Source organism: Pseudomonas sp. p21, assembly GCF_001642705.1.
Lineage (GTDB): Bacteria > Pseudomonadota > Gammaproteobacteria > Pseudomonadales > Pseudomonadaceae > Aquipseudomonas.
Map to the genome: position 1 here is coordinate 133,995 of NZ_LWBV01000002.1, position 26,279 is coordinate 160,273.

Consider the following 26,279-nt stretch of genomic DNA (forward strand, 5'->3'; position numbering starts at 1 on the left):
AATGCCGATGCCGCCCTTCGGCGCGCATCGGCATGCGTGGCTCCAGTCTTGGCTCAGAGCTTGATCTTGGCTTCGTGAGCCTGCTGGTCAGCGTGGTACGAAGAACGCACCAGCGGGCCGGAAGCGACGTTCTTGAAGCCCATCTTGTAACCTTCCTCGGCGAACCAGGCGAAGGTATCCGGGTGGACGAAACGCTGCACCGGCAGGTGGCTGCGCGACGGCTGCAGGTACTGGCCGAGGGTGAGCATGTCGATGTCATGCTCGCGCATACGGTGCATCACCTCGATCACTTCCTCGTCGGTCTCGCCCAGGCCGAGCATCAGGCCCGATTTGGTCGGTACGTGCGGCACCAGCTGCTTGAACTTCTGCAGCAGGTCCAGCGACCAGTCGTAATCCGAACCCGGGCGCGCAGCCTTGTACAGGCGCGGTACGGTCTCGAGGTTGTGGTTGAACACATCCGGCGGCTCTTGCGCGGTGATCTCCAGGGCAATATCCATGCGCCCACGGTAGTCCGGTACCAGGGTTTCCAGCTGCACGCCTGGCGACAGCGCGCGGATTTCGCGGATGCAGTCGGCGAAGTGCTGGGCACCACCGTCACGCAGGTCGTCGCGGTCCACCGAGGTGATTACCACGTACTTCAGGCGCAGGTCGGCGATGGCGATGGCCAGGTTCTTCGGCTCGTCCAGGTCCAGCGGTTTCGGCCGGCCATGGCCAACGTCGCAGAACGGGCAACGACGGGTGCAGATGTCACCCATGATCATGAAGGTGGCGGTACCGCCGGAGAAGCACTCGCCCAGGTTCGGGCAAGACGCCTCTTCGCATACGCTGTGCAGCTTGTGCTTGCGCAGCAGCTGCTTGATGCGGTCTACCTCGGGCGACACCGGGATACGCACGCGAATCCAGTCGGGCTTTTTCGGCAGCTCGTCGGTAGGGATGATCTTCACCGGGATGCGCGCCACCTTTTCGGCACCACGCAGCTTGACCCCGGCTTCCACCTTCTTCGGCGCTGGGCGCGGGGTGGCTTCCTGGGTAGGTATCAGGTTCGGCACGGCTTCTTGCACAGTTGTCATATTCAGTCGATTCCGCCCGTGAGGGTCGTCTGCTCAGCGTAGTCGAGGTGCTTGACCAGCTGTCCGCGCAGCCTTGTCCTGACCTCGTCGAGTTCGATCGGACCTGCCAGGTCGCGCAGCTGGGTCATCGCCAGCCCCGCATAGCCGCAGGGGTTGATTCGGCGGAATGGCGCAAGGTCCATGTCCACGTTCAGGGCAAGGCCGTGGAACGAACGGCCGTTGCGGATTCGCAGGCCGAGGGAGGCGATTTTCGCTCCGTCGACATAGACGCCCGGGGCATCGGGCTTGGCCGCGGCCTGGACATCGTAACTGGCGAGCAGGTCGATGAGGGTCTGCTCGATACGGCTGACCAGCTCACGCACACCAAAGCCCAGCCGGCGCACATCCAGCAGCAGGTAGGCCACCAGCTGCCCGGGGCCATGGTAGGTCACCTGGCCACCGCGGTCGGTCTGCACCACCGGGATGTCACCCGGCACCAGCAGGTGCTCGGCCTTGCCGGCCTGGCCCTGGGTGAAGACCGCAGGGTGCTCGACCAGCCAGATTTCATCCTGGCTGTCCGGGCTGCGCTGCTCGGTGAAGCGACGCATGGCCTCCAGCACCGGTTCGTAGGGCTGCAGGCCAAGCTCGCGAAAACCGAGGCAGACGGACATCAGAGCACCATTTTCACGATGCCGGTAGCGCGCAGGGCGCTATTGATATCGTGCAGCTGGTTCTCGCTTTCGGCAACGATGTGCAATTGCACGGTGGTGTACTTGCCTTCCTTGCTCTGGCGCTCGGCCAGGGTGGAAAGGTCAACCTTCGCGTGCTTGCTGAGGATCTCGATCACCGTGTCCTTGAAGCCGACAACGGTGTCGCCGATGACCTTGATCGGGTAATCGTCGCAGGGGAATTCGATCTTGTGCGACTTGACGTCTGGTTCGCTCATGGCGGAAACGGCCTCGTAAGCCGTGGCAACAACAACGCCCCCGCAAGATACGCGGGGGCATGCAGGTCACGTATCAGTTGAACAACCCGTAGAAGAATAGACGGATGCTATCCCACATACGGCGGAAGAAACCACCTTCCTCGACACCATCGAGGGCGATCAGGTCGGCGCTGTGAACCACTTTCTCGTCCAGTTTGACTTCCACCTTGCCGATCACGTCACCTTTGGCGATTGGCGCGGTGAGTTGCGGGTTCATGGTCATCGAAGCTTGCAGGCGCTTCAATTGGCCTTTAGGCATGGTCATGGTCAGGTCGTTGGCCAGGCCGGCCTTGATCTGGCCAGTGGCGCCCTTCCATACCGGGGCCTGGGTCAGCTCGGTGCCCTTCTGGTAGAAAGTCTGGGTTTCGAAGAAGCGGAAGCCATAGGTCAGCAGCTTCTGGGTCTCGGCAGCACGCGACTGCTCGCTGTTGGTGCCGAACACCACGGCGATCAGGCGCTGGCCATCACGAACGGCCGAGGCCACCATGCAATAGCCGGCTTCGTCGGTGTGGCCGGTCTTCAGGCCGTCGACGGTCTTGTCACGCCACAGCAGCAGGTTGCGGTTGGGCTGCTTGATGTTGTTCCAGAAGAACTCTTTCTGCGAGTAGATGGCGTAGTGGGCCGGGTCGACGTTGATGATCGCACGGGCCAGGGTAGCCATGTCGTGGGCCGACGAATAGTGCTCAGGGTTCGGCAGGCCGGTCGGGTTCATGAAGTGGCTGTTGGACATGCCCAGGTCGGCAGCGGTCTTGTTCATCATGTCGGCGAAGGCATCTTCGCTGCCGGCGATGTGCTCGGCCAGGGCGACCGAGGCGTCGTTGCCGGACTGGATGATGATGCCGTGCAGCAGGTCGCTGACGGTCACCTGGCTGCCCACCTTGATGAACATGCGCGAACCGCCGGTGCGCCAGGCGTTTTCGCTGACGGTAACCGGGTCGTTTTCACCGATCTGGCCACGGCGGATGTCCAGGGTGGCGATGTAGGCGGTCATCAGCTTGGTCAGGCTGGCCGGCGGCAGGCGCTCGTCACCGTTGTTCTCGACAAGCACGTTGCCGCTGGACGCGTCCATGAGTACGTAGGACTTGGCTGCCAGTTGCGGTGGAGCCGGCGTCATCTGCTCAGCCGCGAAGGCGGCAGGCGTGATCATCAGCAGTACGGGCAGGCAAAGTCGTTTGGCAAGGTTGGTGATGTTCATCCGTCTCTCGAAAATCGCTAATGGTCTGATGTTCCCTGGGCAAGATCATGTGCCCAGCGCCAGTCAGTCTAGTTTTTGTGGCCGTAGGCCAGGCTCGCAACGTGCGGCTTTATGTCGCTGCGGGCAAAAGCCGATATTGTACATGGCCGCGCCCGGCAATTCATGACAAAACCGACAGTTTGGCGTTGCCTTCTTCGCGGGCACGCCCGCTGCCACAGGGTTTCGCATACCCCTATGGCAGCGGGCGAGCCCGCGAAGAAGGCAACACGGTCAGTCAGCTGTGACCAGCTTGGCCTGCCCCAGGTTCGCCAGGCGAATGCTGTCCTGCGCCTGCTGGATCTCGCCCTGGCTGCTGATCGGCCCCAGGCGCACGCGGTGCAGGGTCTGCTGGTTACGCACGATCGAGCTGATGAACACCGGCGCGCTGACCATGCTGCTGAGCTTGGACCGCAACAGTTCGGCGGCGTCCGGGTTGGCGAAGGCGCCCACCTGCAGGAAGCTGCCGCCGCTGCCGACCGGCACGTTGTTGCCAGCCACCTGCACCGGCACCACCGGCGCCGCATGCTGCTGGGGCGGCGGGGTCCATTGCTCGACGCGCCCGGTACTGGCCGGGATCGCCTGGGTCTGGGCCACCTGCGGCTCTTTAAGCACCATCGGTGGTGTCTGGCCGCGCTGGGCCCACCACTGCTGCGGGTCGATACCCTCGACGCGAACGTGCGCGGTGCCGATCTCGGCATAACCGAGTTTTTTCGCCGCGGCATAGGACAGGTCGATGATACGGTCGGAATAGAACGGCCCACGGTCGTTCACCCGCAGGATCACGCTGCGGCCGTTGGCCAGGTTGGTCACCCGCACGTAGGCCGGCAGCGGCAGAGTCTTGTGCGCCGCGCTCATGCCGTAGAGGTCGTACAGCTCACCATTGGCGGTGTTCTGGCCGTGGAACTTGGTGCCATACCACGACGCGGTGCCCTCGGCGCGGTAGTTGCGCGAGTCCTGCATCGGGTAGTAGGTCTTGCCCAGCACCGTGTACGGGTTGGCCTTGTAGTTGCCGGTGTGCACGGTTGGCGTGGCGTCAGGGATCTTGTTCACATCCACGTCCCACCACGGCGCGCCGTCCTTGTGCGCCCGGTTGATGTCCAGGCCCGGCTGGGCGCGCACCACATTGCCACCGCTTTGCTGGGGCGGGCGGCTGGACGAACAGCTGGCCAGCACCACGCCGACAGCGAGACAGGTGAGCAGCTTGAAAGTGTTGCCAGAGATGATTGCGCGCATTACTTGACGCCCCGTGCTTGAACCAGCTGTTCCGAAAGCTGATGCACCGCCATGGCATACATCACGCTGCGGTTGTAGCGAGTGATCGCGTAGAAGTTCTTCAGCCCCATCCAGTACTCGGGGCCATTGTCGCCCTCGAGACGGAAGGCGGTAACCGGCAGATCATCGCGCAGCGAATCATGGACCGACCAGCCGAGCGCACGCAACTCCCCTACCGTTTTTACCGGCTCGATGCCGGTAGTCAGGCCTTCGTCAACGCGCCCACCGTCCACCCAGGCGCGGCTGACCACGCCTTCGCCGGCCACCCAGCCGTGGCGCTTGAAGTAGCTGGCCACGCTGCCGATGGCATCGTCCGGGTTGTTCCAGATATTGATGTGGCCGTCGCCGTCGAAGTCCACCGCAAAGTTGCGGAAACTGCTCGGCATGAACTGCGGCAGGCCCATGGCGCCGGCGTAGGAACCTTTGAGCGTCAACGGGTCGAGCTGCTCTTCGCGGGCCAGCAACAGGAATTCGCGCAGCTCCTTGCGGAAGAATTCGGCGCGTGGCGGGTAGTCGAAGCCCAGGGTCGACAACGCATCGATCACCCGGTAGTTGCCGGTGTTTCGGCCAAAGAAGGTTTCCACGCCAATGATGGCGACGATGTACTGTGCCGGCACGCCGTATTCCTGCTCGGCACGGGCCAGCACCGCCTCGTGCTGGCGCCAGAAGTCCACACCGCGGGCGATGCGCGCGTCGGTGATGAACATCGGCCGGTAGTCCTTCCACGGCTTTACCCGTTCGGCCGGGCGTGAAATGGCGTCGAGGATCGACTGCTTGCGCTGCACCTCACCGAACACACCCATCAGCTGCTCAGGGGCAAAGCCATAGTCGCGGCTCATTTCGCCAACGAACTGGGCCACCTGGGGCGAGCCCTGGTAATCGCCGGCATGGGCCAGCTGTACAGCGCCGAACAGGCCCACCGCGCCGAACCACGGCGCACAACGGGCAGCCCAGTTACGCACTGCTTGCATGAAATTCTTCACCTTATTCAAACCTGCGCGATCCATTTGCGGTGCGTATGGATCGACATCAGAACGCCAAACGCTGACAGCAGCGTCACCAACGAAGTTCCGCCATAGCTGATGAAGGGCAGCGGCACGCCCACCACGGGCAGAAGGCCGCTGACCATACCGATATTGACGAACACGTACACAAAGAAGGTCATGGTCAGGCTGCCCGCCAGCAGCTTGCCGAACAGGGTCTGCGCCTGGGCGGTGATCATCAGGCCACGGCCGATCAGCAGCAGGTAGACGATCAGCAGCAGGCAGATGCCGACCAGGCCGAATTCCTCGCCGAGCACGGCGATGATGAAGTCGGTGTGGCTTTCCGGCAGGAAGTCCAGGTGCGACTGGGTGCCGAGCAGCCAGCCTTTGCCGAACACGCCACCCGAGCCGATCGCCGCCTTCGACTGGATGATGTTCCAGCCAGTGCCCAATGGGTCGCTTTCCGGGTCGAGGAAGGTCAGTACCCGCTGCTTCTGGTAGTCGTGCATGACGAAGAACCACATCGCCACCGCCACTGGCACCGCTGCCGCCAGCACGCTGAGGATCCAGCGCCAGCGCAGGCCGCCCATGAACAGCACGAAGGCCCCGGAGGCGAGGATCAGCAGCGCCGTGCCCAGGTCGGGCTGGCGCACGATCAGGATGAACGGCACACCGATCAGCACCAGGCTGATCGCCACGTGCTTCAGATGCGGCGGCAAGGTGCGCTTGGACAGGTACCAGGCGATGGTCGCCGGCATGATGATCTTCATGAATTCCGAGGGCTGGAAGCGGATCACCCCGGGAATGTTGATCCAGCGCGTGGCGCCCATGGCGTTGTGGCCCATCACGTCCACCACCACCAGCAACAGCACCCCGGCCAGGTAGGCCAGCGGCACCCAGCGAGCCATGAAACGTGGCTCCAGCTGGGCGATGATGAACATCGACACCAGGCCGATGCCGAACGAGGTGGCCTGCTTGAGCAGCAGGTCCCAGTTCTTGCCGCTGGCCGAATAAAGAACGAACAGGCTGCCGGCCGCGAGGGTCAGCAGAATGATCAGCAAAGGGCCGTCGACGTGGATGCGCTGCAGAAAGCTGGCGCGCCGACGCATCACATCCTCGCTGGAGAGCATGCGATCGAAATTGTTCATCACAGGGCTGATTCCTGGGTAACGGTGGCCGGCGCGAACTCAGGCTTGAGCCGGCCATTTTCGTCAAGCAGCCAGGCGTCCATCACCTGACGCACCACCGGGGCGGCGACGCCCGAGCCGGACTCGCCGTTCTCGACCATCACCGAAACCACGATCCTCGGGGCTTCGGCCGGGGCGAAGGCGACGAACAGGGCGTGGTCGCGGTGGCGCTCCTGGAGCTTGTTGCGGTCGTACTTCTCGCCCTGCTTGATCGCCACTACCTGGGCGGTACCGCTCTTGCCGGCAATGCGGTACTGCGAGCCGATGGCCGCCTTGCGTGCGGTACCGCGGGCGTTGTGCATCACCTGCTCCATGCCATGGGTGACCTTGGCCCAGTCGGACTTGTCACGCAGCACGATGTTTTCCATGGGGTTGTCGTCCACCGGCGGCTGGCCTTCGATGGTCTTGGCCAGGTGCGGGCGGTTCCATACGCCCTTGTTGGCGATCAGGGCAGTGGCCTGGGCCAGTTGCAGCGGCGTGGCCTGCATGTAGCCCTGGCCGATTCCAAGGATCAGGGTTTCGCCAGGGAACCAGGCCTGACGGCGGGTGGCGCGTTTCCATTCGCGCGACGGCATCAGCCCGGCTGATTCCTCGAACATGTCGAGGGCAACCCGCTGGCCGATACCGAACTTGTTCATGTAGCTGGACAGGCGATCGATGCCCATCTTGTGCGCAAGGTCGTAGAAGTAGGTGTCGTTGGAGCGCATGATCGCGGTGTCCAGGTCGACCCAGCCATCGCCCGAGCGGTTCCAGTTACGGTATTTGTGGTCGTAGTTGGGCAACTGATAGTAGCCCGGGTCGAACACCCGACTGCCGGCATTGACCACGCCGCTGTCCAGGCCGGCGATGGCCACCGCCGGCTTGATGGTCGAGCCTGGCGGGTACAGGCCACGCAGCACGCGGTTGAACAGCGGCCGGTCGATCGAGTCGCGCAGTTCGGCATAGGCCTTGAAGCCAATGCCGGTGACGAACAGGTTGGGGTCGAAGCTGGGCTGGCTGACCATCGCCAGCACCTCGCCAGTACGCGGGTCAAGCGCCACCACCGCACCACGCCGACCACCCAGGGCGGCCTCGGCGGCTTCCTGCAGCTTGATGTCCAGGCTCAGCACGATGTCCTTGCCCGGTTTCGGGTCGGTGCGTTTGAGCACCCGCAGCACGCGGCCGCGGGCGTTGGTCTCGACTTCCTCGTAACCCACCTGGCCGTGCAGGGCGTCTTCGTAGAAGCGTTCGATACCGGTCTTGCCGATGTGGTGGGTACCGCTGTAGTTCACCGGGTCGAGGGTTTTCAGCTCTTTCTCGTTGATCCGCCCCACATACCCCACCGAATGGGCGAAGTGCGCGCCCTGAGGGTAATGGCGCACCAGCTGGGCCACCACTTCCACGCCCGGCAGGCGGAACTGGTTCACCGCCACGCGGGCGATCTGCTCTTCGTTGAGTTCGAACAGGATCGGCACCGGCTCGAACGGCCGGCGGCCCTGGCGCATGCGCTTCTCGAACAGGGCGCGGTCGTCGGGTGTCAGCTCCAGCACTTCGACGATGGTATCCAGCACTTCCTGCCAGTTACCCGCACGTTCGCGGGTCATCGACAGGCTGAAGCTGGGCCGGTTGTCGGCAACGATCACCCCGTTGCGGTCGAAGATCAGCCCGCGGGTCGGCGGGATCGGCTGCACATGCACCCGGTTGTTCTCCGACAGCGTGGAGTGATACTCGTGCTGGATGACCTGCAAGTAGTACAGCCGCGCGATCAGCACGCAAATAAGCAGCATGATCGCCACTGCGCCGACCACGACGCGGTTGCGCACCAAACGGGCGTCTTTCTCGTGGTCCTTGAGACGGATCGGCTGCGACATCGGACTGCTTACAGGCTCATTTATGGTAAGGATGCCCGGACAACACGGTCCAGGCGCGGTAGATCTGCTCGCCGATGAGTATCCTTACCAATGGGTGCGGCAGGGTCAGCGGCGACAGCGACCAGCGTTGTTCGGCGCGCGCACAGACCTCAGGCGCCAGGCCTTCCGGGCCGCCCACCATCAAATTCACCGTGCGCGCATCCAGGCGCCAGCGGTCCAGCTCGGTCGCCAGCTGCTCGGTACTCCAGGGCTTGCCATGGACCTCGAGGGTGACGATGCGTTCCCCTGGCTGAACCTTGCTCAGCATGGCCTCGCCCTCCTGACGAATCAGGCGGGCGACGTCGGCATTCTTGCCACGGGTGTTCAGCGGGATTTCCACCAGCTCCAGCGACAGCTCGGCGGGCAGGCGCTTGGCATATTCATGCCAGCCTTCCTCGACCCACTTCGGCATGCGCGAGCCGACCGCGATCAGGCGCAGACGCACAGCGCTTTCCTTATTCCCGGTCCTTGAGCTTGTCGGAGTACTCGTGGGCATGGTCCGGGCTATGGTGCTTGCCATCGGCGGCACGGCTTTGCTCGGCACCCTGCCACAGGCGCTCCAGGTCGTAGAACTGGCGGGCAGCGGCGGTCATCATGTGCACGATGACGTCGTTCAGGTCCAGCAGCACCCAGTCGCTGTCGCCCTTGCCTTCTTCACCCAGTGGCTGGGCACCCTTGGCCTTGACCGCTTCGCGGACCTTTTCCAGCATCGCGTTGATCTGGCGATTGGAGGTACCGGTGGCAATGATCATGTAGTCGGTCAGGCTGTGCTTTTCGCGCACGTCGATGACCTGGATGTCCTGGGCCTTGACGTCTTCCAGCGCTGCCTTGGTCAGGGCGACCAGTTCTTCGCCGTGGATTTTCTGCTTGGTCATATAAAACTCGTTCAACTCGTTGGATGAGGCGCCAGAGGCACCGTCAGTTAGGCGCACGATACAGTTCGTGCGCCTCGATGTAGGCCAGTACGGCGTCCGGCACCAGGAACCTCACCGATTTGCCGCTGGCCAGCAGCTGTCGGATCTGTGTAGCCGACACCGCAAGCGGCGTCTGCCAGACGAACGAAATGTTTCCCGCCGGGCCGGACATGGCGGTGGGATCGCTCTCCGAGCGCGCAGCCAGCAGGTTGCGCAGCTCGTCAGGGGGTTCTACGTCGGCATCCGGGCGTTGCAGCACCAGGATGTGACAGTGTTGCAGCAATTCTTCCCAGCGGTGCCAGCTGGGCAGACCACAGAAGGCATCCCAGCCCAGCACCAGGAACAGCTGGTCGTTGGCGGCCAGTTCGGCGCGGATCGATTCCAGCGTATCGATGGTGTACGACGGCTTGTCGCGCGCCAGCTCACGGGCATCCACGCTCAGGCACGGCACGCCCTGCACGGCGTTTTGCACCATGGCCAGGCGGTCTTGCGCGGCCACCTGCGGGGTGTCGCGGTGCGGCGGCCGGGCGTTGGGCAGCAGGCGCAGCTCGTCCAGCCCCATGCACTCGGCCACTTCCAGCGCGCTGCGCAGGTGGCCGATGTGCACGGGGTCGAAGGTGCCGCCTAGAATGCCGATGCGCCGGACTGCCTGGGCCTTGCTCAACTCAGCAGGACTCCTGGCCGCGCAGCTGGCCGTCGCCGATCACTACGTACTTCTCGCAGGTCAGGCCTTCCAGGCCGACCGGGCCGCGGGCATGCAGCTTGTCGGTGGAAATGCCGATTTCCGCGCCCAGGCCGTACTCGAAGCCGTCGGCGAAGCAGGTCGGGGCATTGAGCATGACCGACGCCGAGTCGACCTCGGCCATGAACTGGCGGGCTTCACCCTGGTGTTCGCTGATGATCGAGTCGGTATGGTGCGAGCCATAATGGTTGATGTGCTCGATGGCCTGGTCCAGGCCGTCGACCACGCGGATCGACAGGATCGCGTCCAAGTACTCGGTGTGCCAGTCGTCCTCGGTGGCCGGCTTGGCGTCGATGATTGCCCGGGTGCGCTCGCAGCCACGCAGTTCGACGCCCTTCTCCTGGAAGCGGCGGGCCATTTCCGGCAGGAAGCGCTCGGCCACCTGCTGGTCGACCAACAGCGTTTCCATGGCACCACAGATGCCATAACGGTAGGTCTTGGCGTTGAACGCCACGCGCCAGGCCTTGTCCAGGTCAGCGTGCTGGCTGACGTAGACATGGCAGATACCGTCCAGGTGCTTGATCACCGGCACGCGGGCATCGCGGCTGATACGTTCGATCAGGCCACGGCCACCGCGCGGCACGATGACGTCAACGAATTCCGGCATGCTGATCAGCGCGCCCACGGCTTCGCGGTCGGTAGTCTCGACCACCTGCACCACAGCTGCCGGCAGGCCGGCGGCGGCCAGGCCACGCTGGATGCAGGTGGCGATGGCACGGTTGGAGTGGATGGCTTCGGAGCCGCCACGCAGGATGGTCGCGTTACCCGACTTCAGGCACAGGCTGGCGGCATCGATGGTCACGTTCGGGCGCGATTCGTAGATGATCCCGATCACCCCCAGCGGCGTGCGCATCTTGCCGACCTGGATACCCGATGGGCGGTAGCTCATGTCGCGGATGGCACCGACCGGGTCCGGCAGGCTGGCCACCTGGCGCAGGCCGGTGATCATGCCGTCGATACGCGCCGGGGTCAGCGCCAGGCGGTCGAGCAGCGCCGGCTCCAGGCCGTTGGCACGGCCGGCGGCCAGGTCCAGCTCGTTGGCGGCGGTCAGCTCGGCACGAGCGGCGTCCAGTGCGTCGGCGGCGGCTTGCAGGGCGCGGTTCTTCTGCGCGGTGCTGGCACGGCCGATCACCCGGGAAGCTTCACGGGCAGCGCGACCCAGGCGGGTCATATAGTCAAGAACGGACTCAGTCATGGGTTCGGTGTCTTGGCGAAGGGGAAATCGGCTGATTATAACTGCCGCGCAGGTGTACGCCCAGCGGCGGGTGGCGGATGGTAGAAAATGGCTGGGGGCATTGCGTAGGAAAGATGTAACCGGGGTTATCGAAAAATCCACCTTCTGTTGTGACCTTTTCGCGGGCGCGCCCGCTCCCACAGGGATTTCACAAGGCCTGAGCCCCCTACAGCACCTGTAGGAGCGGGCGAGCCCGCGAAAGGGCCGGCACTGCAACACTCACACTCGATTCAGCCTCGATTAAGCCATTCATTGCTATCATCCCCGCCTTCCCAGCCACGAACCGCCCGCATGCCTGCCCTGCCCGACAGCTTTTTCGACCGCGATGCCCAGACCCTGGCCAAGGCCCTGCTGGGCAAGGTCATCCGCCATCGCCAGGGCGACCTGTGGCTGGCCGCGCGCATCATCGAGACCGAGGCCTACTACCTCACCGACAAAGGCAGCCACGCCTCGCTCGGCTACACCGAAAAACGCAAGGCGCTGTTCCTCGATGGCGGGCACATCTATATGTACTACGCGCGTGGCGGCGACTCGCTGAATTTCAGCGCCCACGGGCCGGGCAACGCGGTGCTGATCAAGTCCGCCTATCCTTGGCAGGACGCCCGCTCGGGGCCGAACAGCCTGGCGCAGATGCAACTGAACAACCCCGATGCCAGCGGCAACCTCCGCCCGGCCGAGCGCCTGTGCGCCGGCCAGACCTTGCTGTGCCGGGCCCTGGGCCTGAAGGTGCCGCACTGGGACGCCCAGCGTTTCGACGCCGAGCGCCTGTACGTGGAGGATTGCGGCAACGCCGTGCCACGAGTGATCCAGGCCGCCCGCCTGGGCATCCCGCATGGTCGCGACGAGCACCTGCCCTACCGTTTCGTCGATGCCGAATACGCTCGTTTTTGCACGCGGAACCCGTTACGCCGCGGCCAAGTCGAAGGCCGCGACTTCTTCATTCTCGAACAAGGAAGCTGAACCATGGGCCAATGGCTCGACAGCCTGACCGGCTGGCTCAGCGCCAACCCGCAGTGGCTTGGCCTGGCGATTTTCCTGGTGGCCTGCATCGAGTGCCTGGCCATTGCCGGCATCATCGTGCCAGGCACCGTGCTGCTGTTCGCCGTCGCGGTACTGGCCGGCAGCGGCGCCTTCAGCCTGGGCGAAACACTGCTGCTGGGCTTTCTCGGCGGCCTGGTGGGCGATGCCTTGTCGTACACGGTGGGCAAGTACTTCCATCAGAACATCCGCCGCCTGCCGCTGCTGCGTCACCATCCGGAATGGATCGGCAGCGCCGAGGCCTACTTCCAGCGCTACGGTATCGCCAGCCTGCTGGTAGGGCGCTTCATCGGGCCGCTGCGGCCAATGCTGCCGATGGTAGCCGGCATGTTCGACATGCCGCTGCCGCGCTTCATCGCCGTCAGCCTGGTGGCCGGCGCCGGCTGGGCGGTGGCCTACCTGCTACCTGGCTGGGCAACCGGCGCGGCCATGCGCCTGCCCTTGCCGGAAGGTTTCTGGCTGGATGCCGGGATCATCGCCGGCACCCTGGCGGTCATCATCGGGCTGAGCCTGAACACCAGCCTCCGCGATCAACGCCACGGCACCCGACTGATTGCCGGCATGAGTGGCGTCGCCCTGGCCGGGGTCTTCCTCGGCTGGCCCTACCTGCACGAATTCGACCAGGGCGTGATGACTCTGGTGCAGGAGCACCGCAGCCAGGCCATTGATGGTGCTGTGGTGCTGGTGACCCGGCTGGGCGATTTCCGCACCCAGCTGTTCCTCGGTGGCCTGCTGACGGGCCTGCTGCTGCTTGCCCGGCAGTGGCGACATGCCATGTTCGCTGCGGGCGCACTGATGGGGACGGCGCTTGCCAACGGTACGCTGAAATGGCTGTTTGCCCGGGCCCGGCCGGAAGTGCTGAGCGACCCGTTGACCAGTTACAGCATGCCGAGCGGGCACAGTTCGGCGTCATTTGCGTTCTTCCTGGTAATGGCGGTGCTGGCCGGACGCGGGCAGCCGCCGCGGATGCGCCTGACCTGGGTGATGCTGGGCTGCATTCCGGCACTGGCGATTGCCCTGTCACGGGTGTACCTGGGAGCGCACTGGCCGACCGACATTCTCGCCGGGGCCTTGCTGGCGTGCTGTGTGTGTGCGCTCAGCCTGACACTGGTGCAGCGTCACCAGACCCTGCCGGCCTTGCCGCTGCGGGTGTGGTGGCTGGTGCTGCCGGCGTGCGTCGCGTTGCTGACGTTCTTTGCCCTGCATGCGTTGCCGCAGGCTTTGCTGCGGTATCAATATTGATGTCGCCAGTACCGGCCTCTTCGCAGCGCAAGGCTGCTCCTACAGGGATCTCGTCAGCCTGTAGGAGCAGCCTTGCGCTGCGAAGAGGCCGGTACTGGCAACACATCACTATCAGGCAAACAGCTCGCCCTGAATCCGCTCCAGCAGCTTCTGGATTTCCCCCAACCGCTCCTGCGGCGAGTCGAGGCTCAGCAAATCCAGCTTGTCCTCTTCCATGAACGGCAGCAGGTACGCCAACTGGTTGGACAACGCCTGGCGCCCATCCACCGGGCGCGGCATGTCCAGCGCTTCGACCATCGGGTGCTCGCCCAGGGCCACCAGCAACGCCAGCAGGTCTTCGTCCGCCTCGAGCAACGGGCTGTCCGCCAGCTCCGGCAACCATTGCACCTGCCCCACCAGCAACTGGTCCTTCTGCACCTCGGTGCTTTCCAGGTTGAAGCGCCGCACACCTTCCACGCGGATACCCAGCAAGCCGTTATCCTGCTGCACGAAGTCGCGGATCACCGCCTCGCAGCCGATCGAAGCGACCACCGGCGGCGCCTTGCCAACCTGCTCGCCTTCCAAGATGCACACCACACCAAAACCTTCGCCCCGCTTCATGCAGCGCCCGATCATGTCCAGGTAGCGCGCCTCGAAAATCTGCAAATCGAGGAAACAACCAGGAAACAGCACGGTATTGAGGGGAAACAGCGGTAGCGTCATCACAAGTCCTCAAGCCACCAGGCTGACCGCCAGCGGCAGGAACACCGCCGTGGCCACCCCCATCAGGCTCATCGCCAGCGCGGCAAAGGCGCCGCATTCGTCACTTTCCTGCAGGGCCACCGAAGTACCCACCGCGTGTGCCGTCACGCCCAGCGACATGCCACGCGCCTCGGGGCTATGTACGCCAAAGCGGCTCAGCAGCGCCGGGCCGAAGATTGCCCCGATCACCCCGGTAATCAGCACGAACACCGCCGCCAGGGCCGCCACACCGCCAATCTGCTCGGCCACCAGCATGGCGATCGGCGAGGTCACCGACTTCGGCGCCATGGTCATCAGGATCATGTGCTCGGCACCGAACCACCAGCCCAGCAACAGGCAGCACAGCGTGGCGAACAGGCCTCCGACTACCAGCGTAGTAAATGTGGGCCAGAACAGCTGCCGGATACGCCGCAGGTTGAGGTAGAGCGGCACGGCCAGGGCCACGGTGGCGGGCCCCAGCAGGATGTTCATGATTTCGGTGCTCTTGCGGTATTCGCTGTAGTCGATGCCACACACCAGCAACACACCGATCACCAGCAACATCGACACCAGTACCGGCTGCAGGAAGATCCAGCGGGTCTTCTCGTAGGCCGCCAGCACCACCTGGTAGGCCCCAAGCGTGATACCGATACCGAACAAGGGATGATGAACGACCGCATCCAGCGCGCCTTGCCAGTCGAGCATCATGGCTGTTCCTCGCGTCGGCCCTGGCGGTGGATGAGCTTTTGCATCAACACGCCGACGAACACCAGGGTCACCAGGCAGGAGATCAGCAAGGCACCGGCAATGGCCCAGAAATCGGCGGCGATATCCCTGGCATACACCATCACCCCCACCGCCGGCGGCACCAGCAACAGCGGCAGGTAACGCAGCAGGCTGCTGGCGGCCTCGTTCAGCGGCTTGCCGACCTCACCACGGGCCATGAGGAAGAACAACAGCAGCAACAGGCCGATGATCGGCCCCGGCAGAAACGGCAGCAACAGGTGATTGATCGCCGTCCCCAGCAGCTGGAACAGCACCAGCCAGGTCAAACCACGCAACAGCATAAGCATCTCCCTCGGGCAAGGCCGCCATTATAAGCATGTGCCGCCATATACCGATATTCGTCGAAAAGCGGACAACTTGACTGAAACGGTTCGCCGTGCTGATCTTGCACTTTCGTACCAACTGACAACCTGGAGAGACCGCGATGCCCTATGTACCGGTTACAGAGCTTTCGCAGTACGTTGGTAAGGAACTGGGCCGCTCGGCCTGGCTGAAGATCGACCAGCAGCGCATCAACCTGTTCGCCGAAGCCACAGGCGATTTCCAATTCATCCACGTCGACCCGGAAAAGGCGGCGAAAACCCCGTTTGGCAGCACGATCGCCCACGGTTTCCTGACGTTGTCGCTGATCCCCAAGCTGATCGAGGACATCCTGATCCTGCCAGAGGGGCTGAAGATGGTGGTGAACTACGGGCTGGACAGCGTGCGATTCATCCAGCCGGTCAAGGTCGACAGCCAGGTGCGGCTGAAGGTGGACCTGGCCGAGGTGGTGGAGAAGAAGCCGGGGCAATGGCTGCTCAAGGCGATTGCCACGCTGGAGATCGACGGTGAAGAGAAGCCTGCCTACATAGCCGAGTCGCTTTCCCTCTGCTTTGTCTGATTGAGCCATTCGCGCGCACGCCCGCTCCCACAGAGTTCGCGCAATCTGTGGGAGCGGGCGTGCCCGCGAAGAAGCCGGCACGGTGTTCCGGCGTCCTCTACAAACCCACCGCACTCGCGTAAACTGCCAGCCTTCGCGCAGCCTAGGGCTGCCCCTGTCGATTTACCAAAGGTGCCCGCCATGCCCTGGCTGCAAGTACGCCTGGCCATCAGCCCGGAACAAGCCGAAACCTACGAAGATGCCCTGCTCGAAGTGGGTGCCGTCTCGGTCACGTTCATGGACGCCGAGGATCAACCGATCTTCGAGCCAGACCTCAACACCACTCCGCTGTGGTCGCACACCCACCTGCTGGCCCTGTTCGAGGCCGATGCCGTGCCCGAGCAAGTGTTCTCCCACCTGCGCCTGCTGACCGGTACCGAGCTGCCCGAGCACCAGGCCGAGGTAATCGAGGACCAGGACTGGGAACGCAGCTGGATGGACAACTTCCAGCCGATGCGCTTCGGCCGCCGCCTGTGGATCGTGCCCAGCTGGCACGAGGCCCCGGAACAGGACGCGGTGAACCTGCTGCTCGACCCGGGTCTGGCGTTCGGCACCGGCACCCACCCCACCACCGCCCTGTGCCTGGAATGGCTCGACGGCCAGCAACTCGAAGGCACCCAGGTACTGGACTTCGGCTGCGGCTCGGGCATTCTGGCCATTGCCGCGCTGCTGCTGGGCGCCCGCGAGGCGGTCGGTACCGACATCGACGTGCAGGCCATCGAGGCTTCGCGCGACAACGCCCAGCGCAACGGTATCGCCGACGAGAAGCTGGCGCTGTACCTGCCCGAGCACATGCCGGCCATGCAGGCCGATGTGCTGGTCGCCAACATCCTCGCCGGCCCGCTGGTGTCGCTGGCACCGCAACTGTCCGGCCTGGTCCGCCCAGGGGGCCTGCTGGCGCTGTCGGGCATCCTCGCCGAGCAGGGTGAGGAAGTGGCCGCGGCCTATGCCGCCGACTTCGAGCTGGACCCGATCGTCGTGCGCGACGGCTGGGTACGCATCAGTGGTCGCCGCCGTTAAGCGGGCCTAGAATACTTCTCTGCACAGCTCCCGGATCGCCGCATGACCGACAGTTTCGTCACCCAGTGCCCGCATTGCCAGACCAGCTTTCGCGTCACCCACCACCAGTTGAGCGTGGCCCGCGGCGTAGTGCGCTGCGGCCACTGCCTGCAGGTGTTCAACGCCGCAAGGCAGTTGCTGGAACAGAGCCGTCCTGGAGCGGCCGGCACACCTGCGGTGCAAGCGCCGCCACCTGCGGAGCCTGAGGCGCCGATGGTCGAGCCGGTGGTCGAGCCAGCAGGCGCCCCTGAGCCCGCCAGCAGCGAGCGCAGCGTCACCCCTGACGAGGACTGGGCGCTCACGGCCCAGGCGCTGGACGCCCTTGACCTCGACAAGGAGCTGGAGCGCCTGGAGCGTCGCAGCCAGCAGGCCCCGGCACGCCCTGCCAACCAGGATGACGGGCTGCAGGCACGGCGCGACGAGTTGCAGCCGGACGAGCATGTCTACGACCTGTTCGGCACGGCTACCGACGAGCCTTTCGAGGCACAAAAGGCAGCCGAGCCCGCACCCGTGCTGCTGCAGCCCCACCCCCTGGAGCCAAACCTGGAGCTGGACCTGGAGCCCACTCCCGGCGAGCGCACCGAGCCGACCCTGGGTGGCAACCTGGACCTGGACATCGATGACGAGCCGCCGGTACACCGTGCCGCCGAAATCGATGACCACCCTGAATTCAACGAGCCGCTGCGCGCCAGTGATGACGACGTCCCGGAACAGGGCCTGAGCGCCCGCGACGACGAGCCGCTGGAGCTGCACCTTTCGGCGCGCGATGACGACCCTGTCGAGCCGCTGCCCGGCGAACGCCTGGAACCGGGCTTTGCCAGCAAAGCCGAGCGCCCCGTGCGCAAGGAGCCGCTGGTCGACGTGGTCGACGACCCGCTGCAACTGGGCTGGGAAAAGCCCGCGCCCAACTGGGGCAAGCGCCTGCTGTGGGGCTTCCTGACCCTGCTGGCCGCTGGCCTGCTGGCGTTCCAGTACGTGTGGTTCCACTTCGACGAAATGGCCCGCCAGGACCAGTACCGGCCGATCTTCCAGCAAGTCTGCCCACTGGTCGGCTGCGAGGTGCCGACCCGCGTCGATATCGCCCGAATCAAGAGCAGCAACCTGGTGGTACGCAGCCACCCGGACTTCAAGGGCGCGCTGATCGTCGATGCGATCATCTACAACCGCGCGCCGTTCGCCCAGCCGTTCCCGCTGCTGGAGCTGCGCTTTGCCGACCTCAATGGCCAGCTGATCGCCAGCCGGCGCTTCAAGCCCAGCGAGTACCTTTCGGGTGAACTGGCCGGGCGCGGCGAAATGCCCAGCCAGACCCCGATCCATATCGCCCTGGACATCCTCGACCCGGGGCCGAAGGCCGTGAATTACAGCCTGAGCTTCCGTTCGCCGGAATAACCCGCAACCCTGTGGGAGCGGGCGTGCCCGCGAACACGGGCGAAGCCCGTGCCATCCATTGCGCCGCCTGCTGCGCGGGCACGCCCGCTCCCACAGGGGCCGCGCAAGGTCCTGGGTCCTCGACCACACCAAATGTCATAAGCCGACAACTGTTCAGATTTTATCCAAATCCATCTTTATCCGGTCATCGAGAGCGGGTATCATGCCAACCCTTTTTCGAACTCCAAGATTCGGCCCCACAACAGGGATCACCTATGTCGGCGGTACGCATCGGCCCATACACACTACGTAACAACCTGATCCTCGCGCCCATGGCCGGGGTCACGGACCAGCCTTTCCGTACGCTTTGCCAGCGCCTGGGCGCCGGCATGGTGGTGTCGGAAATGGTCTCCAGCGACATGAGCCTGTGGAACAGCCGCAAGTCGAGCCTGCGCCGCATCCATGAAGGTGATCCCGAGCCACGCTCGGTGCAGATCGCCGGTGGTGATGCGCAGATGATGGCAGCGGCGGCAAAGGCCAACGTCGAAGCAGGCGCCCAGATCATTGATATCAACATGGGCTGCCCGGCAAAAAAAGTCTGCAACAAAGCCGCAGGCTCTGCTTTATTGAGAGATGAAGCCTTGGTCAGCGAGATCCTCCACGCCGTGGTCGGCGCCGTGGACGTCCCGGTGACCCTGAAGATCCGCACCGGTTGGGACCGGGCGAACAAGAACGGCCTGAACGTGGCGAGGATCGCCGAACAGGCCGGCATCCAGGCGCTGGCGGTGCATGGCCGCACACGCGCCGACCTGTACACCGGCGAAGCCGAATACGACACCATCGCTGCCATCAAGCAGGCGGTGTCGATCCCGGTTTTTGCCAACGGCGATATCACCTCGCCAGAAAAAGCCCGGGCGGTGCTGGACGCCACCGGGGTCGATGGCCTGTTGATCGGCCGGGCCGCCCAGGGGCGGCCATGGATCTTTCGCGAGATCGAGCATTACCTGCGCACTGGCGAACACCTGCCAGCGCCGCAGCTGGACGAAGTGGAACGCATCCTGCTGGAGCACCTGGCCGCGCTGCATGCCTTCTATGGCGATGTGATGGGCGTACGTATCGCCCGCAAGCACGTTGGCTGGTACCTGGCAACACGACCCGGCGGCAAGGAGTTTCGCTCCCGGTTCAACGCTTTGGAAGACACACAAGCGCAGTGCGCCAACGTTCGCGCGTTTTTCAGCGAACGTCGACAGAGCCTTGAGACAGAGGACGGACAAGGGGTGGCCGCATGACGATGATGACCGAGACATTTGTGAGTGGAACAACGCCCGTGAGCGACAACGCCAACCTGAAACAGCACCTCAACACGCCGAGCGAAGAGGGCCAGACCCTTCGCGACAGCGTCGAGAAGGCGCTGCACAACTACTTCGCCCACCTGGAAGGCGCGACCGTGACGGACGTGTACAACCTGGTGCTCTCCGAAGTCGAGGCGCCCCTGCTCGAAAGCGTGATGAACTACGTGAAGGGCAACCAGACCAAGGCCAGCGAGATGCTCGGGCTGAACCGAGGCACCCTGCGCAAGAAGCTCAAGCAGTACGACTTGTTGTAAGCCAGAATCCCAACCAGAAAAGGCGGCTCCCTGAACAGAGGCGCCTTTTTTGCTGACTCCACCGCGTTATTGGAACCCGAAATGACCGACCAGACTACCCGCCTGCCAGTCCGCCGCGCCCTGATCAGCGTCTCCGACAAGACCGGTATCCTCGAATTCGCCCGTGAGCTGCAGCAGCTCGGTGTCGAGATCCTGTCCACCGGCGGCACCTACAAGCTGCTCAAGGACAACGGCGTCAACGCGGTGGAAGTGGCCGACTACACCGGCTTCGCCGAAATGATGGATGGCCGGGTCAAGACCCTGCACCCGAAAATCCACGGCGGCATCCTCGGCCGCCGCGGCACCGACGACGCCATCATGAACGAGCACGGCATCAAGCCGATCGACCTGGTAGCGGTCAACCTGTACCCGTTCGAAGCGACCATTTCCAAGCCTGGCTGTGACCTGCCGACCGCCATCGAGAACATCGACATCGGCGGCCCGACCATGGTCCGTTCGGCCGCCAAGAACCACAAAGACGTGGCCATCGTGGTCAACGCCAGCGACTACGCCGGCATCGTCGAAGGCCTCAAGGCCGGCGGCCTGACCTACGCCCAGCGTTTCGACCTGATGCTCAAGGCGTTCGAACACACCGCTGCCTACGACGGCATGATCGCCAACTACATGGGCACCATCGACCAGGCCAAAGAGACCCTGTCGACCGAAGGCCGCAGCGAATTCCCGCGCACCTTCAACAGCCAGTTCGTCAAGGCCCAGGAAATGCGCTACGGCGAGAACCCGCACCAGAGCGCAGCGTTCTACGTAGAAGCGAAGAAAGGCGAAGCCAGCGTTTCGACCGCCATCCAGCTGCAGGGCAAGGAGCTGTCGTTCAACAACGTGGCCGACACCGACGCCGCACTGGAGTGCGTGAAGAGCTTCGTCAAGCCGGCCTGCGTCATCGTCAAGCACGCCAACCCGTGCGGCGTGGCCGTGGTACCTGAAGACGAAGGCGGCATCCGCAAGGCCTACGACCTGGCCTACGCCACCGACACCGAGTCGGCGTTCGGCGGCATCATCGCCTTCAACCGCGAGCTGGACGGCGAAACCGCCAAGGCCATCGTCGACCGCCAGTTCGTCGAAGTGATCATCGCGCCGAAAATCTCCCAGGCTGCCCGCGACGTGGTTGCCGCCAAGCAGAACGTACGCCTGCTGGAATGCGGCGAGTGGCCAGCCGAGCGCGCTGCAGGTTGGGACTTCAAGCGCGTCAACGGTGGCCTGCTGGTGCAGAGCCGCGATATCGGCATGATCACTGCCGATGACCTGAAGATCGTCACCAAGCGTGCACCGACCGAGCAAGAGATCCACGACCTGGTGTTTGCCTGGAAAGTGGCCAAGTTCGTCAAGTCCAACGCCATTGTCTACGCCAAGCAGCGCCAGACCATTGGCGTCGGCGCCGGCCAGATGAGCCGCGTCAACTCCGCGCGCATTGCTGCAATCAAGGCCGAGCATGCCGGCCTGCAGGTGCAGGGCGCGGTCATGGCATCGGATGCGTTCTTCCCGTTCCGTGATGGCATCGACAATGCGGCTAAAGTGGGTATCAGCGCCGTGATCCAGCCAGGCGGTTCGATGCGTGATGCCGAGGTGATTGCTGCTGCTGACGAAGCCGGCATCGCGATGGTCTTCACCGGTATGCGCCACTTCCGCCACTAATCAAGATGGCCGGTCGATCCTCGGCCTCTGTGGGAGCGGGTTCACCGCCGCATTCGCGGGTGAACCCGTTCCCACAGGGTACGAGGACTGCCGCCAAACAGAGGTTTTGATATGAAAGTTTTGATCATCGGCAGCGGCGGCCGTGAGCACGCCCTGGCCTGGAAAGTCGCCCAGGACCCTCGCGTCGAGAAAGTCTTCGTTGCCCCGGGCAACGCCGGCACCGCCATTGAAGCCAAGTGCGAGAACGTCGCCATCGACGTGTGCGCCCTGGAGCAACTGGCTGACTTCGCCGAGAAGAACGTCGACCTGACCATCGTCGGCCCGGAAGCGCCGCTGGTCATCGGCGTGGTCGACCTGTTCCGCAGCCGCGGCCTGGACTGCTTCGGCCCGACCAAGGGCGCGGCCCAGCTGGAAGGCTCCAAGGCCTTCACCAAAGACTTCCTGGCACGTCACAAGATCCCGACCGCCGACTACCAGAATTTCACCGAAATCGAGCCGGCGCTGGCCTACCTGCAGGAAAAAGGCGCGCCGATCGTTATCAAGGCCGACGGCCTGGCCGCGGGCAAGGGCGTGATCGTCGCCATGACCCTGGAAGAAGCCGAAGCCGCCGTGCGTGACATGCTGGCCGGCAACGCCTTCGGCGATGCGGGTTCTCGCGTGGTCATCGAAGAGTTCCTCGACGGCGAGGAAGCCAGCTTCATCGTCATGGTCGACGGCCAGAACGTGCTGCCCATGGCCACCAGCCAGGACCACAAGCGCGTCGGCAACCAGGACACCGGCCCGAACACCGGCGGCATGGGTGCCTACTCCCCTGCCCCGGTGGTCACCGCCGAAGTGCACCAGCGTGTGATGGACCAGGTGATCTGGCCGACCGTGCGCGGCATGGCCGAGGAAGGCAACGTCTACACCGGCTTCCTCTACGCCGGCCTGATGATCGACAAGGCGGGCAACCCCAAGGTCATCGAGTTCAACTGCCGCTTCGGCGACCCTGAGACCCAGCCGGTCATGTTGCGCCTGGAATCGAGCCTGGTGCTGCTGGTCGAGGCTGCATTCGCCAAGGCGCTGGACAAGGTCGAAGCGCAATGGGACCCGCGCCCGAGCCTGGGCGTGGTGCTGGCTGCCGGCGGTTACCCGGGCGACTACGCCAAGGGCGACGTGATCAGCGGCCTGGACGCTGCCGCGAAGATCGAAGGCAAGGTGTTCCACGCCGGTACTTCGCTCAAGGATGGCCAAGTGGTCACCAACGGCGGCCGCGTTTTGTGTGCCACCGCCATGGGCAGCACCGTTGCCGACGCGCAGCAGCAGGCTTACCGCCTGGCCAAGGAAGTAAGCTGGAACGGCAGCTTCTACCGCACCGACATTGGCTACCGGGCCATCGCCCGCGAGCGCGGTGAGCACCAGCAGTAAGTTGTGCCGGACTGCCGCAGTGCGCCGCAGCGCCTTGTGCCTGCGGCATCCGGCTCGTCGACAAGGCCCCGAGGGGCCTTGCCTTCGACTTGGCGCGCCGCGCATAGTTAGTACCCGGCACCTTGGCTAAGAAGGGATTTCGTAGTGCGTCGGCTTCGGATTGCCTCAGCTCTGATCGTCAGCTTGCTGACCTTGCTCTGCATGTTCCCGGCTGCGGCCGAACATGACGGAGGCTGGGCCGTTCTGCTCGACGAACAGGCCAACCTGCAACTGAGCGACGTCCGCTCCGAACGTTACCGCAACCAGTTCAGCCCTCTGGTCCTCGCCGACCTGAATGCCGCCCCTGCGGAACAGGCCCTGTGGCTGCACTACCGCCTGGAACCCGGCGACCAGGAACAACTGCTGCGGGTTTTCGCCCCAGACCTGTCTGGCCTGGACCTCTACGCCCTCGAGGGCGACCGACTTCTGCGTCAGCTGCACCACGGGCGCCAGGCCGGCAATGCCAGCCCGACCCTGCGTGGCAGCGACCATGTACTGCCCCTGCCCAACAGCAAGCAACCCCTGGATATCTACCTGCGTCTGGTTTCCGAGCACCAGCTGCGCCCGGCCATCAGCCTGGAGCCTGCAGCCGTGGCCGCCTCCGACCAGCGCCAGCCGCTGCTGTTCGGCATGCTTTTCGGCGGCCTGGTGATGCTGATCATGCACAACCTGATCCGCTTCCTCTACAGCCGCTCCAGCACCACCCTGATCCTGGCGCTGTACCACGGCCTGATGCTGCTCAGCGGCCTGATCCTGCTGAACCTCAGCGGCCCTTGGTGGCACGTGTGGCACAGCGCGCAAACGCCCGCCGCGTACCTGACGCTGGTCCTGGCCGGCCTGGCCGGGCTGTATTTCACCCAGCATTTCTTCTCGCCATGCAATTCACCACGGCTTAACCGCCTGCTGCATGGGGAAATGCTGGTGGTCGGGGTCAGCGGGCTGGTGTTGCTGTTTGTCGACACCCTGCCCCTCAACCTGATGACCTACGCCTTGATGGCCCTGGGCAGCGTGAGCATGCTGCTGGTCAGCAGCTACCACTGGTACAAGGGCTATGCACCTGCACGCCTGTTCAGCCTGGCCATGATGGTATTCAACCTCGGTGGCCTGGTGCTGCTGCCAGCACTGCTGGGCCTGACCCGCACTTCGACGCCCTGGCTGCTGTGCATCCTGCTGGGCCTGACCGTGGTCAGTGGCCTGCTGCTCAACCTGGCGGTCAGCGAACGCCTGCGGCGCATGAGCGAGGAGCGCTTCAGCGCCAGCCGCGCCCTGGCCGCCAGCGATGCCGAAATCAACGCCAAGGCCGAGTTCCTGGCCAAAATCAGCCACGAAATCCGCACCCCCATGAACGGTGTGCTGGGCATGACCGAGCTGCTGCTGGGCACACCGCTGTCGGTCAAGCAGCGCGACTACGTACAGACCATTCACAGCGCCGGCAACGAACTGCTCACGCTGATCAACGAAATTCTCGACATTTCCAAGCTGGAATCCCGGCAGATCGAACTGGATGACGTGCAGTTCGACCTCAACGCGCTGATCGAGGATTGCCTGAACATCTTCCGCGCCAAGGCCGAGCAGCAGAACATCGAGCTGATCAGCTTCACCCAGCCGCAAGTACCACGGGTGATCAGCGGCGACCCGACGCGCCTGCGCCAGGCCTTGTCGAGCCTGCTGGAAAATGCCCTGAAAAACACCGACCAGGGCGAGATCCTGCTGGTGGTGGCGCTGGACCAGCGCGGCGAGGTACCGCGCCTGCGCATCGCCGTGCAGGACAGCGGCGAACCGTTACCTGCCGCCGAGCGCGAAGCATTGCTGCAGGCCGAGCTGCACAGCCACCACTTCCTGTCCAGCAACAAGCTGGGCGGCCACCTGGGGCTGGTCATCGCCAAGCAGCTGATCGGCCTGATGCAGGGCGAGTTCGGCATCAAGAGCAGTACCGGCATGGGCAACACCCTGTGGCTGACCCTGCCGCTTGACCCTTCGCGCCTGGAACAGCCGCCGGCCGACCTCGACGGCCCGCTGCGTGATGCCCGCGTACTGGTGGTGGACGACAACGACACCTGCCGCAAGGTGCTGGTACAGCAGTGCAGTGCCTGGGGCATGAACGTCAGCGCGGTCCCGTCGGGCAAGGAAGCCCTGGCCCTGCTGCGCACCAAGGCCCACCTGCGCGACTACTTCGATGCCGTGCTGCTGGACCAGAACATGCCCGGCATGACCGGCATGCAGCTGGCCGCCAAGATCAAGGAAGACCCGAGCCTGAACCACGATATCCTGGTGGTGATGCTCACCGGCATCAGCAACGCGCCGAGCAAGGTCATTGCGCGCAACGCCGGGGTCAAGCGGATCCTCGCCAAGCCGGTGGCCGGCTACACGCTGAAAACCACCTTGGCCGAAGAACTGGCCCAGCGCGGCCGCGAGCAAGCCGTACCTGCCAGTTTGCCCGGTATCCCCCAGGCACTGGACCTCCCCGGTGATTTCCGCGTGCTGGTCGCCGAGGACAACAGCATCTCGACCAAGGTGATCCGCGGCATGCTCGGCAAGCTCAACCTCGAGCCCGACACCGCCAGCAATGGCGAAGAGGCCTTGCAGGCGATGAAGGCGCAGCACTACGACCTGGTGCTGATGGACTGCGAGATGCCGATACTGGATGGTTTCTCAGCCACCCAGCAGCTGCGCGCCTGGGAAACTGCCAACCAGCGCCAGCGCACCCCGGTGGTGGCGCTGACCGCGCACATACTTGCCGAACACAAGGAACGCGCCCGCCTGGCGGGCATGGACGGGCACATGGCCAAACCGGTGGAATTGTCGCAGTTGCGCGAGCTGATCCAGTACTGGGCCAACCAGCGGGAAGCCAAGGTGGATCCGGTGCATAGTTCCTGATCTGAGGCGCCTGTGCCGGCCTCTTCGCGGGTGAACCCGC

General features: G+C 64.3%; 25 protein-coding genes. 10 read left to right on the plus strand and 15 right to left on the minus strand.

Annotation, left to right across the window (positions count from 1 at the left end; translation table 11 throughout):
- Positions 1–53: 53 nt before the first annotated feature.
- From lipA to A4C63_RS05660, 12 genes are all read right to left on the minus strand, one after another.
- The gene (gene lipA / locus A4C63_RS05605; protein WP_063911852.1) at positions 54–1,070 is read right to left on the minus strand and encodes a lipoyl synthase; all 1,017 of its coding nucleotides are present in this window, start codon (positions 1,068–1,070) and stop codon (positions 54–56) included.
- Between the two features lie 2 nt (positions 1,071–1,072).
- Positions 1,073–1,720 carry a lipoyl(octanoyl) transferase LipB gene (gene lipB / locus A4C63_RS05610; protein ID WP_063911853.1) on the minus strand — a complete coding sequence of 216 codons (648 nt, stop codon included), beginning with the start codon at positions 1,718–1,720 and terminating at the stop codon, positions 1,073–1,075.
- The gene (locus tag A4C63_RS05615) at positions 1,720–1,995 is read right to left on the minus strand and encodes a DUF493 domain-containing protein (RefSeq protein WP_003249736.1); all 276 of its coding nucleotides are present in this window, start codon (positions 1,993–1,995) and stop codon (positions 1,720–1,722) included. Before A4C63_RS05615 ends, lipB begins: the two co-directional genes overlap by 1 nt.
- Before the next feature lie 73 nt (positions 1,996–2,068).
- Positions 2,069–3,229 (minus strand): D-alanyl-D-alanine carboxypeptidase family protein, encoded by a 1,161-nt coding sequence (locus tag A4C63_RS05620; protein ID WP_063911854.1) that lies wholly within the window; start codon positions 3,227–3,229, stop codon positions 2,069–2,071.
- Positions 3,230–3,499: 270 nt separating this feature from the next.
- Entirely contained in the window at positions 3,500–4,501 is a 1,002-nt protein-coding gene (locus A4C63_RS05625) for a septal ring lytic transglycosylase RlpA family protein (protein WP_063911855.1), read from the minus strand.
- Entirely contained in the window at positions 4,501–5,511 is a 1,011-nt protein-coding gene (gene mltB, locus A4C63_RS05630) for a lytic murein transglycosylase B (protein WP_063912403.1), read from the minus strand. Before mltB ends, A4C63_RS05625 begins: the two co-directional genes overlap by 1 nt.
- A 17-nt stretch (positions 5,512–5,528) precedes the next feature.
- Complete coding sequence (gene rodA, locus A4C63_RS05635; protein ID WP_015271941.1) at positions 5,529–6,632, minus strand: rod shape-determining protein RodA; 1,104 nt, start codon at positions 6,630–6,632, stop codon at positions 5,529–5,531.
- Between the two features lie 38 nt (positions 6,633–6,670).
- Entirely contained in the window at positions 6,671–8,560 is a 1,890-nt protein-coding gene (mrdA, locus tag A4C63_RS05640; RefSeq protein WP_063911856.1) for a penicillin-binding protein 2, read from the minus strand.
- 16 nt (positions 8,561–8,576) lie between these two features.
- Positions 8,577–9,044 (minus strand): 23S rRNA (pseudouridine(1915)-N(3))-methyltransferase RlmH, encoded by a 468-nt coding sequence (gene rlmH / locus A4C63_RS05645; RefSeq protein WP_003249722.1) that lies wholly within the window; start codon positions 9,042–9,044, stop codon positions 8,577–8,579.
- Positions 9,045–9,054: 10 nt separating this feature from the next.
- Positions 9,055–9,474, minus strand: coding sequence for a ribosome silencing factor (gene rsfS / locus A4C63_RS05650; RefSeq protein ID WP_013974359.1), 420 nt, complete (start codon positions 9,472–9,474; stop codon positions 9,055–9,057).
- Positions 9,475–9,517: 43 nt separating this feature from the next.
- Positions 9,518–10,177, minus strand: coding sequence for a nicotinate-nucleotide adenylyltransferase (gene nadD, locus A4C63_RS05655; RefSeq protein ID WP_063911857.1), 660 nt, complete (start codon positions 10,175–10,177; stop codon positions 9,518–9,520).
- A 1-nt stretch (position 10,178) separates the two neighbouring features.
- A complete protein-coding gene (locus A4C63_RS05660) occupies positions 10,179–11,450 on the minus strand; it encodes a glutamate-5-semialdehyde dehydrogenase (protein WP_063911858.1) in 1,272 nt (423 codons plus the stop codon).
- A 330-nt stretch (positions 11,451–11,780) separates the two neighbouring features.
- Here A4C63_RS05660 and A4C63_RS05665 point away from each other — a divergent pair, with 330 nt between their 5' ends.
- The gene (locus tag A4C63_RS05665; RefSeq protein ID WP_063911859.1) at positions 11,781–12,449 is read left to right on the plus strand and encodes a DNA-3-methyladenine glycosylase; all 669 of its coding nucleotides are present in this window, start codon (positions 11,781–11,783) and stop codon (positions 12,447–12,449) included.
- A 3-nt stretch (positions 12,450–12,452) separates the two neighbouring features.
- Positions 12,453–13,769, plus strand: a complete 1,317-nt coding sequence (locus A4C63_RS05670; protein WP_063911860.1) for a bifunctional DedA family/phosphatase PAP2 family protein — start codon at positions 12,453–12,455, stop codon at positions 13,767–13,769.
- 111 nt (positions 13,770–13,880) lie between these two features.
- Here the strand turns inward: A4C63_RS05670 and A4C63_RS05675 are convergent, their stop codons facing one another.
- The 3 genes from A4C63_RS05675 to A4C63_RS05685 are packed head-to-tail and all read right to left on the minus strand — an operon-like array spanning position 13,881 to position 15,556.
- Positions 13,881–14,471, minus strand: coding sequence for an LON peptidase substrate-binding domain-containing protein (locus A4C63_RS05675; protein WP_063911861.1), 591 nt, complete (start codon positions 14,469–14,471; stop codon positions 13,881–13,883).
- Between the two features lie 9 nt (positions 14,472–14,480).
- Positions 14,481–15,197, minus strand: a complete 717-nt coding sequence (locus A4C63_RS05680; RefSeq protein WP_013974365.1) for an LrgB family protein — start codon at positions 15,195–15,197, stop codon at positions 14,481–14,483.
- On the minus strand, positions 15,194–15,556 hold the full coding sequence (locus A4C63_RS05685) for a CidA/LrgA family protein (protein ID WP_063911862.1): 363 nt from the start codon (positions 15,554–15,556) through the stop codon (positions 15,194–15,196). The genes A4C63_RS05680 and A4C63_RS05685 overlap by 4 nt, the downstream gene beginning before the upstream one ends.
- A 143-nt stretch (positions 15,557–15,699) precedes the next feature.
- Here A4C63_RS05685 and A4C63_RS05690 point away from each other — a divergent pair, with 143 nt between their 5' ends.
- From A4C63_RS05690 to A4C63_RS05725, 8 genes are all read left to right on the plus strand, one after another.
- The gene (locus A4C63_RS05690; protein ID WP_063911863.1) at positions 15,700–16,155 is read left to right on the plus strand and encodes a MaoC family dehydratase; all 456 of its coding nucleotides are present in this window, start codon (positions 15,700–15,702) and stop codon (positions 16,153–16,155) included.
- A gap of 180 nt (positions 16,156–16,335) precedes the next feature.
- Positions 16,336–17,214 carry a 50S ribosomal protein L11 methyltransferase gene (gene prmA / locus A4C63_RS05695; RefSeq protein WP_063911864.1) on the plus strand — a complete coding sequence of 293 codons (879 nt, stop codon included), beginning with the start codon at positions 16,336–16,338 and terminating at the stop codon, positions 17,212–17,214.
- A 42-nt stretch (positions 17,215–17,256) separates the two neighbouring features.
- Positions 17,257–18,642, plus strand: coding sequence for a DUF3426 domain-containing protein (locus tag A4C63_RS05700; RefSeq protein ID WP_063911865.1), 1,386 nt, complete (start codon positions 17,257–17,259; stop codon positions 18,640–18,642).
- A 254-nt stretch (positions 18,643–18,896) separates the two neighbouring features.
- Positions 18,897–19,910: a tRNA dihydrouridine synthase DusB gene (gene dusB / locus A4C63_RS05705; protein ID WP_046613238.1), complete on the plus strand. Its 1,014-nt coding sequence runs from the start codon at positions 18,897–18,899 to the stop codon at positions 19,908–19,910.
- Positions 19,907–20,227, plus strand: a complete 321-nt coding sequence (gene fis / locus A4C63_RS05710; protein ID WP_012274390.1) for a DNA-binding transcriptional regulator Fis — start codon at positions 19,907–19,909, stop codon at positions 20,225–20,227. Before dusB ends, fis begins: the two co-directional genes overlap by 4 nt.
- Positions 20,228–20,308: 81 nt before the next feature.
- Positions 20,309–21,916, plus strand: coding sequence for a bifunctional phosphoribosylaminoimidazolecarboxamide formyltransferase/IMP cyclohydrolase (purH, locus tag A4C63_RS05715; RefSeq protein ID WP_063911866.1), 1,608 nt, complete (start codon positions 20,309–20,311; stop codon positions 21,914–21,916).
- A 111-nt stretch (positions 21,917–22,027) separates the two neighbouring features.
- On the plus strand, positions 22,028–23,323 hold the full coding sequence (gene purD / locus A4C63_RS05720; RefSeq protein WP_063911867.1) for a phosphoribosylamine--glycine ligase: 1,296 nt from the start codon (positions 22,028–22,030) through the stop codon (positions 23,321–23,323).
- Between the two features lie 144 nt (positions 23,324–23,467).
- Positions 23,468–26,239 carry a hybrid sensor histidine kinase/response regulator gene (locus tag A4C63_RS05725; RefSeq protein WP_063911868.1) on the plus strand — a complete coding sequence of 924 codons (2,772 nt, stop codon included), beginning with the start codon at positions 23,468–23,470 and terminating at the stop codon, positions 26,237–26,239.
- The last annotated feature ends 40 nt before the right edge of the window (positions 26,240–26,279 follow it).